The sequence below is a fragment of the Paraburkholderia sp. RAU2J genome (genome assembly GCF_003634845.1).
GTDB classification, from domain to species: Bacteria; Pseudomonadota; Gammaproteobacteria; order Burkholderiales; family Burkholderiaceae; genus Paraburkholderia; species Paraburkholderia fynbosensis.
In genome coordinates, this window is sequence record NZ_RBXG01000001.1 from 1,681,865 (window position 1) to 1,696,423 (window position 14,559).

The 14,559-nt window shown below is 64.9% G+C and carries 15 protein-coding genes; 4 read left to right on the forward strand and 11 right to left on the reverse strand.

The window, feature by feature from the left end; all coding sequences use genetic code 11:
* The first annotated feature begins 181 nt into the window (after positions 1-181).
* Positions 182-1,072 (forward strand): alpha/beta hydrolase, encoded by an 891-nt coding sequence (locus B0G69_RS07760; protein ID WP_121316356.1) that lies wholly within the window; start codon positions 182-184, stop codon positions 1,070-1,072.
* A gap of 25 nt (positions 1,073-1,097) precedes the next feature.
* Here the strand turns inward: B0G69_RS07760 and B0G69_RS07765 are convergent, their stop codons facing one another.
* Positions 1,098-1,568, reverse strand: a complete 471-nt coding sequence (locus tag B0G69_RS07765; protein WP_121316357.1) for an Lrp/AsnC family transcriptional regulator — start codon at positions 1,566-1,568, stop codon at positions 1,098-1,100.
* A 114-nt stretch (positions 1,569-1,682) separates the two neighbouring features.
* Here B0G69_RS07765 and B0G69_RS07770 point away from each other — a divergent pair, with 114 nt between their 5' ends.
* On the forward strand, positions 1,683-2,582 hold the full coding sequence (locus B0G69_RS07770; protein WP_121316358.1) for a DMT family transporter: 900 nt from the start codon (positions 1,683-1,685) through the stop codon (positions 2,580-2,582).
* A gap of 330 nt (positions 2,583-2,912) precedes the next feature.
* On the opposite strand, the gene B0G69_RS07775 is transcribed toward B0G69_RS07770, so the two are convergent.
* The 6 genes from B0G69_RS07775 to B0G69_RS07800 are packed head-to-tail and all read right to left on the reverse strand — an operon-like array spanning position 2,913 to position 7,044.
* A complete protein-coding gene (locus B0G69_RS07775) occupies positions 2,913-3,833 on the reverse strand; it encodes an MBL fold metallo-hydrolase (protein ID WP_121316359.1) in 921 nt (306 codons plus the stop codon).
* Complete coding sequence (locus tag B0G69_RS07780) at positions 3,830-4,297, reverse strand: MaoC family dehydratase (protein ID WP_121316360.1); 468 nt, start codon at positions 4,295-4,297, stop codon at positions 3,830-3,832. Before B0G69_RS07780 ends, B0G69_RS07775 begins: the two co-directional genes overlap by 4 nt.
* On the reverse strand, positions 4,294-4,545 hold the full coding sequence (locus B0G69_RS07785; protein WP_121316361.1) for a DUF1289 domain-containing protein: 252 nt from the start codon (positions 4,543-4,545) through the stop codon (positions 4,294-4,296). The genes B0G69_RS07780 and B0G69_RS07785 overlap by 4 nt, the downstream gene beginning before the upstream one ends.
* Before the next feature lie 4 nt (positions 4,546-4,549).
* Positions 4,550-5,071, reverse strand: a complete 522-nt coding sequence (locus tag B0G69_RS07790; protein ID WP_121316362.1) for a YbaK/EbsC family protein — start codon at positions 5,069-5,071, stop codon at positions 4,550-4,552.
* 52 nt (positions 5,072-5,123) lie between these two features.
* Positions 5,124-6,050 carry a hydroxymethylglutaryl-CoA lyase gene (locus tag B0G69_RS07795; RefSeq protein ID WP_121316363.1) on the reverse strand — a complete coding sequence of 309 codons (927 nt, stop codon included), beginning with the start codon at positions 6,048-6,050 and terminating at the stop codon, positions 5,124-5,126.
* Between the two features lie 52 nt (positions 6,051-6,102).
* Positions 6,103-7,044 (reverse strand): glyoxylate/hydroxypyruvate reductase A, encoded by a 942-nt coding sequence (locus tag B0G69_RS07800; RefSeq protein WP_121316364.1) that lies wholly within the window; start codon positions 7,042-7,044, stop codon positions 6,103-6,105.
* Positions 7,045-7,344: 300 nt separating this feature from the next.
* Between B0G69_RS07800 and B0G69_RS07805 the strand changes: the two genes are divergently transcribed.
* Together B0G69_RS07805 and B0G69_RS07810 are read left to right on the forward strand one after the other, a co-directional pair.
* Positions 7,345-7,947 (forward strand): alpha/beta hydrolase, encoded by a 603-nt coding sequence (locus B0G69_RS07805; RefSeq protein ID WP_121316365.1) that lies wholly within the window; start codon positions 7,345-7,347, stop codon positions 7,945-7,947.
* 132 nt (positions 7,948-8,079) lie between these two features.
* Positions 8,080-9,105 carry a sulfate ABC transporter substrate-binding protein gene (locus tag B0G69_RS07810; protein WP_121316366.1) on the forward strand — a complete coding sequence of 342 codons (1,026 nt, stop codon included), beginning with the start codon at positions 8,080-8,082 and terminating at the stop codon, positions 9,103-9,105.
* A gap of 93 nt (positions 9,106-9,198) precedes the next feature.
* On the opposite strand, the gene bioB is transcribed toward B0G69_RS07810, so the two are convergent.
* Genes bioB through bioA form a run of 4 tightly spaced genes read right to left on the reverse strand, consistent with a single transcriptional unit; the run spans position 9,199 to position 13,613 of the window.
* On the reverse strand, positions 9,199-10,293 hold the full coding sequence (gene bioB, locus B0G69_RS07815) for a biotin synthase BioB (RefSeq protein WP_121316367.1): 1,095 nt from the start codon (positions 10,291-10,293) through the stop codon (positions 9,199-9,201).
* A gap of 37 nt (positions 10,294-10,330) precedes the next feature.
* Positions 10,331-11,071, reverse strand: a complete 741-nt coding sequence (gene bioD / locus B0G69_RS07820) for a dethiobiotin synthase (RefSeq protein ID WP_121316368.1) — start codon at positions 11,069-11,071, stop codon at positions 10,331-10,333.
* On the reverse strand, positions 11,068-12,252 hold the full coding sequence (gene bioF / locus B0G69_RS07825) for an 8-amino-7-oxononanoate synthase (protein WP_121316369.1): 1,185 nt from the start codon (positions 12,250-12,252) through the stop codon (positions 11,068-11,070). Before bioF ends, bioD begins: the two co-directional genes overlap by 4 nt.
* Positions 12,252-13,613: an adenosylmethionine--8-amino-7-oxononanoate transaminase gene (gene bioA, locus B0G69_RS07830; RefSeq protein WP_121316370.1), complete on the reverse strand. Its 1,362-nt coding sequence runs from the start codon at positions 13,611-13,613 to the stop codon at positions 12,252-12,254. Before bioA ends, bioF begins: the two co-directional genes overlap by 1 nt.
* Between the last annotated feature and the right edge of the window lie 946 nt (positions 13,614-14,559).

Consider the following 14,559-nt stretch of genomic DNA (forward strand, 5'->3'; position numbering starts at 1 on the left):
GTTCGACTATTTAAGAACGATCGTTCGATTATAGGCGAAGCGCGTCCCCGCGTCTGGCGGCCTGGTCCGGAACAGTTGGAAGGAGTCTTCAGGTTCTACGTTTGCGTGGGTTATCCCACCCCGCGCTGACACGTTGGGCTTCTACAATGCAGTCACTCACAAATCACAAAAGAGAGACGCCATGCCCTTCGAGAATTTCACGCCTTTTCGCGTCGCCGTGGGCGATGTCGATATTTTCGGAGTGAAGGGCGGAGCGGGGCCGCCTCTGCTGTTGTTGCACGGCCACCCGCAGTCGCATCTGATCTGGGAGCGCTGCGCCGCGCAGCTCGCCGAGCATTTCACCGTCATCGCGACCGATCTGCGCGGCTATGGCGCATCGGGCAAACCGCCGAGCGACGCGGCACACCTGCCGTATTCCAAACGCGCGATGGCCGCGGACCAGGTCGCCGTGATGCGCCACTTCGGCTTCGAGAAATTCCTCGTCTGCGCGCACGATCGCGGCGCGCGCGTCGCGCACCGGATGGCGCTGGACCATGCCGAGGCGGTCGAGCGTCTGATGCTGCTCGACATCGCGCCGACGCTCGCGATGTACGAAGCCACCGACCGCACGTTCGCGACGCTCTATTTCCACTGGTTTTTCCTGATCCAGCCGCAGCCGTTGCCGGAAACGCTGATCGGCGCGAATCCGGCCGCTTATGTCGATGCGGTGATGGGTAGCCGTCACGCGGGCCTCGCGCCGTTCGAGCCCGCCGCACTCGACGCTTATCGCGCGGCGCTCTCGCAACCGGGCGCGGTGCACGCGATGTGCGAGGACTACCGCGCGTCGGCGAGCATCGACCTCGAGCACGATCGGGCGGACATCGAGCGGGGTAACAAGATCGGCTGTCCGCTGCGCGTGTTGTGGGGCGACAAGGGCGTGATCGAGAAGTGCTTCGACGCGCTCGCCGAATGGCGTCATGTGGCGCGCGACGTGAGCGGCCGTGCGCTGTCTTGCGGGCACTACATACCCGAGGAGGCGCCGGACGAACTGGTCGCCGAAATGCTGTCCTTCTTCGAAGCGGTCGAGCGGTAGTGCCAGGCCAGGCCGCACGCCTCGTTCAACCAAGCGGAGGCAGGCGGCGCGCGATCGGCGTCGACTTGACGATCGCGGTGCTGGTCTCCGCGCGCTCCGTGACTTTCGACAGAATCTCATCGAGCTGCTCGATCGAATGCAGGACCAGGCGGCAGATGAAGCAATCGTCGCCCGTCACCTTGTCGCATTCGACGAACTCCGGAATGCGCCGGAGCACCTCCTCCACCAGATGCAACTGACCCGGTAAGGGCTTCACGCGCACGATCGCCTGCAGCGTGAAGCCGAGCGCGCGCGGATTGATCTGCACCGTGAAGCGCTCGATCACGCCTTGCGCTTCGAGCCGCCGAATGCGTTCAGCCGTACTCGGCGCCGACAGTCCCACGACGCGCGCCAGTTCGCTGACCGGCTGACGCGCGTCCTGCGCGAGCGCGGCAAGGAGCGCCCGGTCGGTGTCGTCGAGCGCGGCGGGCATGGAAACAGCAAGGCGTTTGCTCATGATGGCCTTCGATTATCAGGTGAACTCGTCGAAAGACTTAAGTTTAGCCATGTATTCGCGCGATCGGATTAATTACACTGCTCCTCATGAAAGCATCAATCAGGGGATCGGATCATGGCTTCAAACGAAATTCGCCGCGGGGCCGCGGAGATGACGATGGCGATGCTGATGTCCGGCACTATCGGCTGGCTGGTGGTGTCGTCGCAGCAGAGTCCGTTCAACGTGGTGTTCTTTCGCTGTATTTTCGGCGGCGCGACGCTGGCGCTCGTGTGCGCGGTACTCGGCCTTTTCAGGCGCAAGCTGTTCTCGTGGAAAATGTTCGGCCTCGCGCTGCTCGGCGGCGCGGCCATCGTCATCAACTGGGTTTTGCTGTTCGCCGCGTATTCACGCGCGTCGATTTCGATGGCGACGGCCGTCTACAACACCCAGCCCTTCATGCTGATCGCGCTCGGCGCGCTGGTGTTTCGCGAGCGTATCAGCGCGTCGACGCTCGCGTGGCTGGTGGTCGCGTTCATCGGCCTCGTGTTCGTCGTGAAGGTCGAGCCGGCGGTGCTGGCGAAGCCGGGCCAATACCTCGTCGGGGTCGCGTATGCGGTTGGCGCGGCGGCGATGTATGCGGTGTCGTCGATCATCACGAAACGGCTCAAGGGCACGCCGCCGCATCTGATCGCGTTGATCCAGGTGTCGCTCGGCGTGGTGATGCTCGCGCCGTTCGTGCGCTTCGATGCGCTGCCGACGAGCGGCGTGCAATGGCTCGAACTGGCCGTGCTCGGCGTCGTTAATACCGGCCTCATGTACGTGCTGCTGTATGGTGCGATCCAGAAGCTGCCGACGTCGATGACGGGCGCGTTGTCGTTCATCTATCCGGTGGTGGCGATCATCGTCGATCGGATCGCGTTCGGGCAAACGCTCGCATGGATTCAGGTGCTCGGCGCGGTGCTGATTCTGCTGGCGGCGGCAGGCGTCAATCTTGGCTGGCGTATCGTGCCGCAGAAGTGGCTCCCGTCGACTTGATCGACATCATGCCGATGCGGGCAGTCGCAATGTTATGGATTCCGGAATAACAGCAAGAGGGTGATTGTTCGTATGAGCGGATCAATGGCGCGAAAGCCTCGACTACATGGGCTTCATGGCTGACGTGTGGGCGGTTTAAGAGGCGGTGTCAAACATCTGTAGGGAAATCACCAATGCGGTCAAAAAACCGCGACGCGTATCATTCATAGCGACGCTGATCACGTCCGACAGAATTTCCGCCGCTCGCCTTGACTGTCGAGCGGCTTTCTTTTTGTGGTGAGCGTCTGTCTGCCGCTGCGCTTGCAGGGCTTGCCCGCACGAGCGCTGGCATCAACTCTGACGCGCGACGATGCGCATGCCATCCGTCTCCAGCGGCCCATTCTTCGCGGCCAGTTCCCCGACGATATCCTTCACCAGCGCCGGCCACTCGTGACGCGGCTTGAGCATCGACGCGGCGGCGCGCATCACGGCCGCGTCGTCGAGCATCCGCAGCAGCGTGTCGAAACTCATCGTGCGCACGTCGAGCAGCTTGAATACGATCAGCACCTTCAACGCGTTCCTCGCATTGCGCGCGGGATCGGCACGCAACCACGCGACGCGCGAAAAAGCGCGCTCAAGCGCCTGTTCGACATTCGTGAACGGCGCGCCGTGGCCTGGGATCACGACGCGCACATCGAGCCTCGCAATCGTGTCCAGCACGGCCTGTTCCTCGGCAAAACCGCTTTCGCCGTCGAGCTCCGGAAAGATCACTCCAAAGCCGTTTTCCCACAACGCGTCCGCGCTGATCAGGATGCGTTCGTGCGCGCAGTACAACATCAGCGAATGCGGATCGTGACCGGGCGCGCCGAGCACCTGCCAGTCGAGTGCGCCGAGTCGCAGATGCGAGCCGGGCACGATCGTGTCGGTGAAGGTAAAGCGTTCGCAGGTCTGACCCGTTGCGCGAAAGGTGAGGCGCACGTCGTCCCAGGCGCGCACGGCATCGGCTTCGGAGGCGGGGATCACGGTACGGCACGGCCACGTCGCCTGCAACAGCGCATTGCCGCCGCAGTGATCCGAGTGCAGATGCGTGTTGACGATCAGATCGAGCGGCCGTGCGCCGAGCGCTTGCCGCACCAGCGCGACGGTTTGCGGCGCATGCGTCGCATAGCCGGTATCGACGAGCGCGGCACAGGTCTCGTCGACCAGCAGCACGTTGTTCGATGACAGCCAGCCGCGTTCAAATACTCGGATCGATTCCGGCAGCGTGATCATGATGCGGGGCTCAGCGCTTGCGCGGACGCTTCGGGCTTCGGCATCACGAGAATGGTCGAGCTACCCACCAGCACGGTCTCGCCGCGCTGGTTCAACACCGTGCCGTCCAGATGCGTCAGATCGCCGTTCAGGCTCGGCTTCCAGTAAGCGTCGCGCACGCGCCACCTGATGGTCAGCGTGTCGTGCGCATGAACGGCCTTCTTCAGCTTGATATCGAATTCGAGGCCGAGCGGTTGCGCGTAGGTCGAGAAGTGCGTTGCCAGCAGCGCCATGAAATGCGCCGTCGGCTGCGTACCCGACGCGATCAGGCCGCCGAAGCGGCTTTGCGCGGCATAGGCGTCGTCGTGATGTAGCGGGTTGAGATCGTTGACGAGCGTGGCGAACGATTTCACCGAATCCGCCGACAACTCGAGCGTCGAACTGAACGTCTCGCCAATCGTGACGATGCGTGGCGCAGTGGTCATCGTTTCGCCCTGGTCTGCGTGTTGGCCTGTGCCTTGGCCTGGCTCGCCATGAACTGCGCGTGACGGCCCTTGATCGCCTCCCACACCGCGTGCTTCGCGTCGTCGTCGAATAGCGACCAGCCGGCGATCTCGTCGATGGTGCGCAGGCACCCTTCGCACCAGCCGGTCGACGCATCCATCCTGCACACGTTGATGCAAGGCGACGGCACGGCGCCGTGTTCGTCTTCGTGATCGAGGCTTGCCGTCATTGCGTCAGGCCGTTTCGCGCAGCGCCACGTCGAGGACCGGTGCGCCCGTCAGCGCGATCAGTTCCTGCGCCGTCAGATTGAACACCGCATGCGGATGACCGGCGGCGGCCCACAGGCTGTCGAGCGCGAGCAGGTCGGCGTCGATCAGCGTGACCGGCTCGGTGGCGTGGCCGATCGGGCAGACACCGCCAATCGCATAGCCGGTTTTCTCGCGGACGAACTTCGCGTCCGCGCGGCCGATCTCGCCCACCTGCGCGGCCACCTTCTTTTCGTCGACGCGATTCGCGCCGCTTGCGACCACCAGCACTGGGGCATCGTCGTCGCGCCGGCGAAACAGGATCGACTTGGCGATCTGCGCGACCGAGCAGCCGAGTCCGGCGGCGGCTTCGGTGGAGGTCTTGCCGGTTTCCGGCAGCATCACGACGCGCCCGGAGTGACCGCGTTCGCGCAGCAACAGCGCGACGCGGCGCGCCGAATCGGGCAGCGTGGCGAGATCGTCGGATTCGAGGGGCACTTGGTCAGTCATCGGTTCAGGTCCTGATGGATGGGGTGAATGTTTCGGGTGAATTCACATGCCCTCACACGCAGTTAGCCGCTTCGCTGCGCGCCTTGGCGAGCAGCGCCTTGCCGGCGCGCGAGACGTTGGGCTTGCCGATCGACGTCGAAATGAAATCGCCGATCGCCACGACTTGCGCGAGGTCGATGCCGGTCTCGATGCCGAGGCCGTTCATCAGATACAGCACGTCTTCGGTCGCGACGTTGCCGGTCGCGCCCTTCGCGTACGGGCAGCCGCCGAGCCCCGCCACCGACGCGTGATAAATCTCGATGCCTTCCTGCAACGCCGCGTAAATATTCGCGAGCGCCTGGCCATACGTGTCGTGGAAGTGGCCCGACAGGCGCTCACGCGGAAACACACGCGTCACCGCGTCGAACACTTCGCGGGTGCGCTTCGGTGTGCCGACACCGATGGTATCGGCGATGTCGATCTCGTCGCAGCCGAGCGCCGCGAAGCGTTCGACCACGTCCACCACCGACGCGAGCGGCACCTCGCCCTGATACGGACAACCGAGCGCGCACGACACGCTGCCGCGAATCCGCACGCCATGCTCCTTCGCGGCCTGGGCGACCGGCGCGAAACGGTCGATGCTTTGCGCGATGCTGCAGTTGATGTTCTTCTGCGAGAACGCCTCGCTCGCGGCGCCGAAGATCACGATCTCGTCGGCACGCGCGGCGAGTGCGCCTTCGAAGCCGCGCAGGTTCGGCGTGAGCACCGAGTAGATCGTGCCCGCGCGGCGCTCGATGCCGGCCATCACGTCGGCGCCGTCGGCCATTTGCGGCACCCATTTCGGCGACACGAACGAGGCCGCCTCGACGTTGCGAAACCCCGCCGCCGACAGGCGATTGATCAGATCGATCTTGGTCGCGGTGGGCACGAAGTCTTTCTCGTTCTGCAGCCCGTCGCGCGGACCGACTTCGACGATTTTCACTTGCTGGGGTAGGGCCATGATCTGTCTCCTGCCGCGCGAGGCGGCGCTTCGTCAATTCAATTCGAGGGTGTCAGTATCCGCGTTCGAGATTCACTACGCCGCTCACGGTGTCGCCGCGCATGAGCGCGTCGATTTTCCGCGCGACCTGCCCGACGCTTTCCGCGCGTAAGGTCAGCGCGGACGTGTGCGGCGTGATCGTGATGCGCGGTTCCTGCCAGAACGGATGCTCGGCGGGCAGCGGTTCTTCGCGGAAAACGTCGAGCGTGGCGGCGGCGAGCTGGCCGCTCGCGAGCGCGTCGAGCAGATCCGCTTCGACCAGATGGCCGCCGCGCGCGACGTTGATCAGATACGCCCCGCGTGCGAGTTTCGCGAAGGTTCGCGCGTTCAGCACGTCGCGTGTATCCGGCGTATGCGGCAGCAGATTCACCAATACTTTGACGCCGTCGAGAAACGTGTCGAACTGCGCTTCGCCCGCGAACGTCGCGATGCCGTCGATCTGCCGCGCGCTGCGGCTATAGCCGCGCACCGGCATGCCGAACGCGGCGAGCGTTTGCGCCACGTGCGCGCCGAGCACGCCGAGTCCGAGCACGCCGACCGTGAAGGTCTCGCGCGGATGCGGATCGAGGACTGCCCACCGGCGTTCGTTCTGCAGCGTTTGATATTCATCGAAGCGGCGCAGATAGCGCAGCACCGCGTACGTCACGTACTCGGCCATTTGCGGCGCCATGCCGGTGTCTTCGAGGCGGATCAGCTGGGCGCTGCGCGGCAGCGTGCCGGGATGCTCGTGTTCGAGCGCGAGAATTGCATCGACGCCCGCGCCGAGATTGAAAATGGCGCGCAGGTCATCGCGGCCGGCCAGCATCTCACGCGGCGGACGCCAGACGACCGCGAAATCGGCCGGCGCGGTGTCGCCCGCTTGCCATTCGCGCAACTCGGCCTCGGGCAGCGCGTGGACGAAGTCGTGCAACCACGCGGCGGCATCGGCATGCGGCATGTAGAAAAGGATCTTCATACGGTGCGCCAGGCGCCTGCGTGGTCGGGTCCGGCGACGGCAAAGCCACGGTGCGACGCTTCCGACGACACTTGCTGCATGGGGCCTCCTCCCTTTATGGATAGACAGGCTTCATTCTACTTTTTCAACGCGGATCGCGCGCGTTTGCGCACGGCCGTGCTGCTTCGTTTGCGTGCGCTTGCCGGGGCGGGCCGCGTGGACCCGCACATTTGCGCCATAACCAAAGCAAAAAAACTTGGTTCACCCGCCCAGACCCCAGCGCGACAATGACTCCCCGGATTCCCGCAGCGAGGCACACCTATGCTTTCATGCATCAGATCGACATGGCCGCCGCGTCTCGTCACCGTGCCCGGCCTGCACGGCAGCGAGGGCGCGCACTGGCAAACATGGCTGGAGCGGCAATTCGCGCGCTCGTTGCGCGTCGAGCAGGCCGACTGGGATGCGCCGGACATCGCGCTGTGGTCGAAGTCGCTGCGCGATGTGCTCGCGCGCGAGCGCGGCCCGTTCGTGCTGGCCGCGCACAGCTTCGGTTGCCTCGCGACCGCGCATGCGCTGCAGCAGGCGTCGGATGCGAACGACGTCGTCGGCGTGCTGTTCGTCGCGCCCGCGAGTCCGCAGAAGTTTGCCTTCGCGGGAGCGTTCGACGCGCGCCGTCTCGGTGTGCCGTCCATCCTGATCGGCAGCGAAACCGATCCGTGGATGCCGCTCGCCGGTGCGCGCGATCTCGCGCAGCGCTTCGGCAGCGCGTTCGTCAATCTCGGCGACGCGGGGCATATCAACACCGCCGCAGGTTTCGGCCCGTGGCCGCGCGCCAAATACTTCGTCGATACGCTCGTGCATTGCGCGGCGCCGCTGCGCTTTCGCGAAGAGCCGTTCGAAGCGAGCCAGCATGCGTTCATGTGAATCAGGGGCCACGGCCCGCGGCGACGCACCAAAGCCGCGCGCCGCCGATTGGTAAGCGATCCGTTAGAATCCCGCTTCACGCCGCATGCTCGTGTGGCCACGGAATTTCATCATCGATAAGCGGGGACAAGCATGGCAGGCAAGACGGGGATGTCGCGCTGGCTCGCAGCCGGCGCGACGGCGATCACGTTCGCGCTGGGCCCCGTGTCGGCGGCGCACGCGGATACATCGTTGCTCAACGTGTCGTACGACGTGACGCGCGAGTTGTACAAGGACATCAACACGGGCTTCATCGCCGCGTACAAGCAGAAGAGCGGCACGACCGTGTCGATCCGCCAGTCGCATGGCGCGTCGAGCGCGCAGGCGCTGTCGGTGCTGCAAGGCTTGCAGGCCGACGTCGTGACGATGAACCAGCCCAACGACATCGATCTGCTCGCGCAGAAAGGTCAACTCGTGCCGGCCAACTGGCGCGCGCGCCTGCCGGACGACAGCGCGCCGTACACCACCACGATGGTGTTCCTCGTGCGCAAGGGCAACCCCAAGCACATCAAGGACTGGGACGATCTCGCGAAGCCGGGCGTGCAGGTGGTGATCGCCAATCCGAAGACGTCGGGCAACGGGCGCTATTCGTATCTGGCCGCGTGGGGGTATCGCAAGCAGCACGGCGGCACCGATGCGCAGGCGCTCGACTTCGTGAAGGCGATCTTCAGGAACGTGCCGGTGCTCGACACGGGCGGTCGCGGTGCGACGACCACGTTCACTCAGCGCGACATCGGCGATGTGCTGGTGACGTTCGAAAACGAAGTGTCGTTGATTAGCTCCGGTGTGGGCGACGGCAAGTTCGAAGCGGTGTATCCGTCGGTGAGTCTGCTGGCGGCGCCGCCGGTGTCGATCGTCGACAAGGTGGTCGACAAGCGCGGCACGCGTAAAGAGGCGCAGGCGTATCTCTACTATCTGTGGTCGCCGGCCGCGCAGGAGATCATTGCACAGCATCATCTGCGTCCGCGCGACAAGAACGTGCTGGCGAGGCATGCGGCCGAGTTCAAGCCGATCAAGACCTTCACCGTGGAAGAGATGTTCGGTAGCTGGCAGAAGGCGCAGCAGACCCATTTCTCCGATGGCGGGACATTCGATCAGATCATCGTCGACCGGAAGTGATTCTCCGAGTCGAAGTTAAAAAGCCGCCTGTTTCGCAACAGGCGGCTTTTTTCATGTGCGTGCGCTTCATTGCGCACGCGTCATCTCACGCGATCAGTTCGGCGCGCTGTGCTTATCGCAGCCATGCTCGCAGCCGCTCTGTTCCAGCGGCATCTGCTGCGCGGCCTCGGCGCGAATGCCCAGGCGCGCCAGTAGCTTGCGGTCGGCTTCCGCCTGCGGATTGCTCGTGGTCAGCAACTGGTCGCCGTAGAAAATCGAGTTCGCCCCGGCGAGAAAGCACATCGCCTGCAACGCCTCGTCCATCTGCTCGCGCCCGGCCGACAGGCGCACCATCGCCTTCGGCATCGTGATGCGCGCAATCGCGATCGTGCGCACGAATTCGAACGGGTCGATCGCTTCGGTACCGGTCAGCGGCGTGCCTTCCACCTGCACCAGGTTGTTGATGGGCACCGACTCCGGATACGGCTCCATGTTCGCCAGTTGCGCGATCAGCCCCGCGCGTTCGCGGCGCGATTCGCCCAGACCGACGATGCCGCCGCAGCACACGTTGATGCCCGCGTCGCGCACGCGTTCGAGCGTGTCGAGTCGATCCTGGTACGTGCGCGTCGAAATGATCTGGCCGTAGAACTCCGGCGACGTGTCGAGATTGTGGTTGTAGTAATCGAGGCCCGCTTCGCGCAGCGCCTGAGCCTGATGCGTTTCGAGCATGCCGAGAGTGACGCAGGTTTCGAGGCCCATCGCTTTCACGCCGCGAATCATGTCCTTGATCGGTTCGAGATGGCGGTCCTTCGGATTGCGCCACGCGGCGCCCATGCAGAAGCGCGTCGCGCCGTTCTCTTTCGCGACCTTGGCGGCGGCGAGCACTTCGTCGACCGGCATCAGCTTGTCGGCTGCGAGGCCCGTGTCGTGATGCACCGACTGCGGACAGTACGCGCAATCTTCCTCGCAGCCACCGGTCTTGATCGACAGCAGTGTCGACAGTTGCACGGTGTTCGCGTCGAAATGCTCGCGATGGGTTTGCTGCGCGCGGAACATCAGGTCGTTGAACGGCAGTTCGTACAGCGCGACGATGTCGGCGACGCGCCAGCGCGCGACCTGCTTGCCGCCGGTCGTGGCGGCGTTGGCGTTGGCGTTGGCGTTGGCGGCGGCCGCGTCGGCCTGCGTCGGAGTGATGTTCAGTTGCGTCATGGGGTCGATCCTCATGGATGGATAGAGGTGGTGTGGTTCAGCGCTGCGCGTGGCGCAGCGTCTGTAAAAGCCGGTCGATGTCGAGCTGATCTGCCGCGAGTTCGGTTGCAGCCGGGCTCAGATGCGGCACGATGCCGAGCAGCGGCGCGTCGTAGGCGCGCGCAAGATGCTCGCGGATCGACGCGATGTTTTCGTCGGGGAACGTCATGTCGGGGTCGACGCGATTGGCGACCCAGCCGGCGAGCGTGAGTCCGCGCGCGGCGATCGCTTCGGCGCTCAGCAACGCATGGCTGATGCAGCCGAGGCGCATGCCGACCACCAGCACGACCGGCAGCTTCAGCGCGACGGCGAGATCGGCGGTGTCCTGGGTGGCGGTCAGCGGCACGCGAAAGCCGCCGACGCCTTCCACGACGACGATCTCCGCGCGCTGCACGGCCTGTGCATGGCACGCGACGATGTGATCGAGATCGAGCGTGACGTTTTCCAGCGCGGCCGCGATGTGCGGCGCGGCTGGTTCCTTCAGCAGATACGGCGTGCGCAGCTCGGGCGGCAGCAGCACGTTCGACGCGGCGTCGAGTTGATCTGCGTCTTCGTTATGCAGCACGCCGTTCAGTTCGAATGCGCCGGCGGCGATCGGCTTCATCGCGGCGGCTTGCAGGCCTTCGCGAACGAAGCCCCGCAACAGCGCCGAAGAAACGAAGGTCTTGCCGATTTCCGTATCGGTGCCGGTGACGAAGAACGACAGTGCTGGCCCGATGGTGTTCACGTTGCCGCTCATGCCGCTTGTGCTCCGAGTTGTTGCAGGCCCGCTTCGAGGCGGTCGAGATCGGCGTGCGAGTGCGCGGCCGACAGCGAAATGCGCAACCGCGACGTGCCGGCGGGCACGGTCGGCGGACGGATCGCTGGCACCCACAGGCCCGCGCGATCGAGCGTGGCCGCGATATCGAGCGTGGCGTCGTTCGCACCGATGATGAGCGGCTGCACGGCCGTATGCGAATCGACCGGCAGCCACGGCGTCGCTTTGAGCATCGTGCGCGTGCGTTCGATCAGTTGCTGAAGATGCGTGCGGCGCGCATCGCCTTCATCGCCGCCGATGATGCGCAGGCTCGCCGACACCGCATGCGCGGCAGCCGGCACCGACGCCGTCGTGAAGATGTACGGACGCGCGCGCTGCACGAGCCATTCGATTACGGTCGCATGCGCCGCGACGAACGCGCCCGAGACGCCGGCCGCCTTGCCGAGCGTGCCGATCGAAATCAGATTCGGCGAGCGCAGCGCGGCTCGTGCGATCGCGCCGCGGCCTTGCGGACCGAGCACGCCGAAGCCGTGCGCATCGTCGACGATCAGCCAGGCGCCGTGCCGTTCCGCGAGTTCGAGCAGGCGCGGCAAGGGCGCGATATCGCCGTCCATGCTGAACACGGTATCGGAGACGATCACCTTGACGTCCGCCTCCGACGCGTCGAGCATCGCGCTCAGCGCGTCCATATCGCAGTGCGGATAGATCTGCACGTCGGCGCGTGACAGGCGCGCGCCGTCGATCAGCGACGCGTGATTCAGCGCGTCCGAGAACAGCGTCGTGCCGCGGCCCGCGAGCGCAGTGAGCGTCGCGAGGTTCGCCATGTAGCCGGTGCTGAAGTAGAGTGCGCGCGGGTTATCGACGAAGCCGCCGGTGAATGCCGCGAGATCGTCTTCGAGCTGCGCATGCGCGCGCGAGTGGCCGCCGAGCAGATGCGAGCCGCCGCTGCCCGCGCCGTAAAGACGTGCGCCTTCGGCGATCGCCTCGATCAGTTGCGGATGCGCGGCGAGGCCGAGATAGTCGTTGCTGGCGAAGCCGATCATCGCGCGGCCGTCGACCGTCATGTGCGCGGCGCACGGCGTGTCGGCGGTGCGGCGGCGGCGGCGCAGACCGCGTTCGTCGAGTTCCTTGAGCCCTTCGGTGAGGGTGTCGAGCAAATGCATCAGCGGGCCTCCGCGAGCGTGGCGTCGAAGGTGTCGCGCGTGCGCGAGGCAAGCAGCGCGAGTTCTTCGGCGTCGAGGATGTAAGGGGGCATCAGATACACGGTGGTCCCGATCGGGCGCAGCAGCAGTTCGCGCTGCAACGCGTTTTCGAAGAAGCGGCGCGAAAACGTTTTGGCATGCAGAGCATCGTCGATCACCGCGTCGAACGCGAAGATCGTGCCGCACTGGCGCAGGTTGCGGACCTGCTCGTGTGCTGCAAGCGGTGCGAGCGCGGCCTTCAGCGTCGCGGACTTGCGTGCGTTGGCGGCGAGCACGTCGTCGCTCGCGAACAGATCGAGCGTGGCGAGCGCCGCGCGGCACGCGAGCGGATTGCCGGTGTACGAATGCGAGTGCAGGAAGCCGCGCGCGGTGTCGTCGTGATAGAAGGCCGCGAAGATTTCATCGCGCGACAGCACGATCGACAGCGGCAGGTAGCCGCCGCTGATGCCTTTGGACAGACACAAAAAGTCCGGCCAGATGCCGGCTTGCTCGCACGCGAAGAAAGTGCCAGTACGGCCGCAACCGACGGCGATTTCATCGGCGATCAGATGCACGCCGTACTGATCGCATAGCGCTCGCAGACCGGCGAGATACGACGCGTCGTGCATCGCCATGCCGGCCGCGCATTGCACGAGCGGCTCGACGATCAGCGCGGCGATGCGGGTGGCGCGAGCTTCGAACAGCGAGCGGACGTGATCGAGCGCGCGGCGCGCGACGTCGGCGGCGCTTTCGCCCGGTTGCGCGAGGCGCGCATCGGGCGAGGCCACGACGTGCGCGTGGCGGATCAACGGATCGTAGGCGTCCTTGAACAGCGCGACATCGGTGACGCCGAGCGCGCCGATGGTTTCGCCGTGATAGCTGTTGGCAATGCAGACGAATTCTTGCTTATCTGCGAAGCCTCGGTTGCGCCACGTGTGGAAGCTCATCTTCAGCGCGATCTCGACGGCGGATGCGCCATCCGAGGCAAAGAACGCGTGGCCGAGCGTGTTGCCGGTGAGTGCGCCGAGGCGCTCCGCGAGTTCGATGGCCGGCTCGTGCGTGCAGCCGGCGAGCATCGCGTGTTCGAGCGTATCGAGCTGGTCTTTGAGCGCGGCATTGATGCGCGGATTGGCGTGGCCGAACAGGTTGACCCACCAGGAGCTGATCGCGTCGAGGTAGCGATGACCAGCGCGATCGTAGAGCCACGCGCCTTGACCGCGCGCGACGGGTACGAGCGGCAGGCGCTCGTGGTGCTTCATCTGGGTGCAGGGGTGCCATACGGCACGCAGGCTGCGGGCAACCCAGTCTTCAGGGGCGACGGGCAATGCGGCTGATTTTTCCAAAACGGTACTCCGAGGTGCTTTTCTTTGCGCGCTGCGCGGGGTGGCTTTCAGGGCCATTTCAGGCGGGCCGTGCGCCATTTTTTTGGCGCTGCGCGCGGCCTTGGCGAGCGTGCGGGGTCGAGATTAGCGGTTTATTTCGTGCTATGCACTAGCGGCAAAATGGGCGGTTTTGCTTGCCGGGCGGGGGTTTGGCGCTGTTCGGTGCAGGTGGTTTGTGTTCGTCCCGGAAGGTCGCCGTTCGGCGGAGTTGGCGACGGCAAAGTAGTTGGGGGTATGGGGTGGGAATCTTGGGGTTTTTGCCTGCTCGGCGCTTTTGGGCTGTGGTCTTATGGTGTTGGCCTTTCCTTGATGTCACGGTGGTCTATTGGCGTTGCCCCTGTGCGGGGCGGCACTTACTTTCTTTGCCGCCGCAAAGAAAGTAAGCAAAGAAAGCGGCTTCACACCGCTAATTCTTAAGCGGGTCCCCTGGCTTGGAGGGGGCAGTGGAACATCTGGAATCGGTGCGCCCGCACATTCCACGCGAGTGACAATGCCGTCATCCGCTCCCACTCCGCACTGCGTGCGTCGCGGACGGGTATGCGTGGGAAACCAACGGCTTTGGTCGTGTGCGGTGGGGCTATCGGCTTCGCCCCGGCGAGGCCGCGCAAATGAAGCATGTCGGGGAGGAGGCGTCCGGACGAAAAAAACGAATGGCAGACAACTGCCTCATGAAGGGCCGGCCTTGAAGGCTTCAGGAAGGGCGCACGCCGGAAAAATGAGCTCGCGTTTTAGGAATGACCGCGTCGGCGCGCGAAGCGTCGCCGGAAGAATGACTGCCTTGTCACTGAGGCTGAATGTGCGGGGGCACTGATTCCAGATGGACCGCTGCCCCCTCCAAGCCAGGGGACCCGCTTAAGAATTAGCGGTGTGAAGCCGCTTTCTTTGCCTACTTTCTTTGCGGCATGCA

Bases quoted from the DNA above. Each gene is read 5' to 3' on its own strand.
- B0G69_RS07760 (WP_121316356.1), top strand. From the start codon at position 182: ATGCCCTTCGAGAATTTCACGCCTTTTCGCGTCGCCGTGGGCGATGTC.
- B0G69_RS07765 (WP_121316357.1), bottom strand. From the start codon at position 1,568: ATGAGCAAACGCCTTGCTGTTTCCATGCCCGCCGCGCTCGACGACACC.
- B0G69_RS07770 (WP_121316358.1), top strand. From the start codon at position 1,683: ATGGCTTCAAACGAAATTCGCCGCGGGGCCGCGGAGATGACGATGGCG.
- B0G69_RS07775 (WP_121316359.1), bottom strand. From the start codon at position 3,833: ATGATCACGCTGCCGGAATCGATCCGAGTATTTGAACGCGGCTGGCTG.
- B0G69_RS07780 (WP_121316360.1), bottom strand. From the start codon at position 4,297: ATGACCACTGCGCCACGCATCGTCACGATTGGCGAGACGTTCAGTTCG.
- B0G69_RS07785 (WP_121316361.1), bottom strand. From the start codon at position 4,545: ATGACGGCAAGCCTCGATCACGAAGACGAACACGGCGCCGTGCCGTCG.
- B0G69_RS07790 (WP_121316362.1), bottom strand. From the start codon at position 5,071: ATGACTGACCAAGTGCCCCTCGAATCCGACGATCTCGCCACGCTGCCC.
- B0G69_RS07795 (WP_121316363.1), bottom strand. From the start codon at position 6,050: ATGGCCCTACCCCAGCAAGTGAAAATCGTCGAAGTCGGTCCGCGCGAC.
- B0G69_RS07800 (WP_121316364.1), bottom strand. From the start codon at position 7,044: ATGAAGATCCTTTTCTACATGCCGCATGCCGATGCCGCCGCGTGGTTG.
- B0G69_RS07805 (WP_121316365.1), top strand. From the start codon at position 7,345: ATGCTTTCATGCATCAGATCGACATGGCCGCCGCGTCTCGTCACCGTG.
- B0G69_RS07810 (WP_121316366.1), top strand. From the start codon at position 8,080: ATGGCAGGCAAGACGGGGATGTCGCGCTGGCTCGCAGCCGGCGCGACG.
- bioB (WP_121316367.1), bottom strand. From the start codon at position 10,293: ATGACGCAACTGAACATCACTCCGACGCAGGCCGACGCGGCCGCCGCC.
- bioD (WP_121316368.1), bottom strand. From the start codon at position 11,071: ATGAGCGGCAACGTGAACACCATCGGGCCAGCACTGTCGTTCTTCGTC.
- bioF (WP_121316369.1), bottom strand. From the start codon at position 12,252: ATGCATTTGCTCGACACCCTCACCGAAGGGCTCAAGGAACTCGACGAA.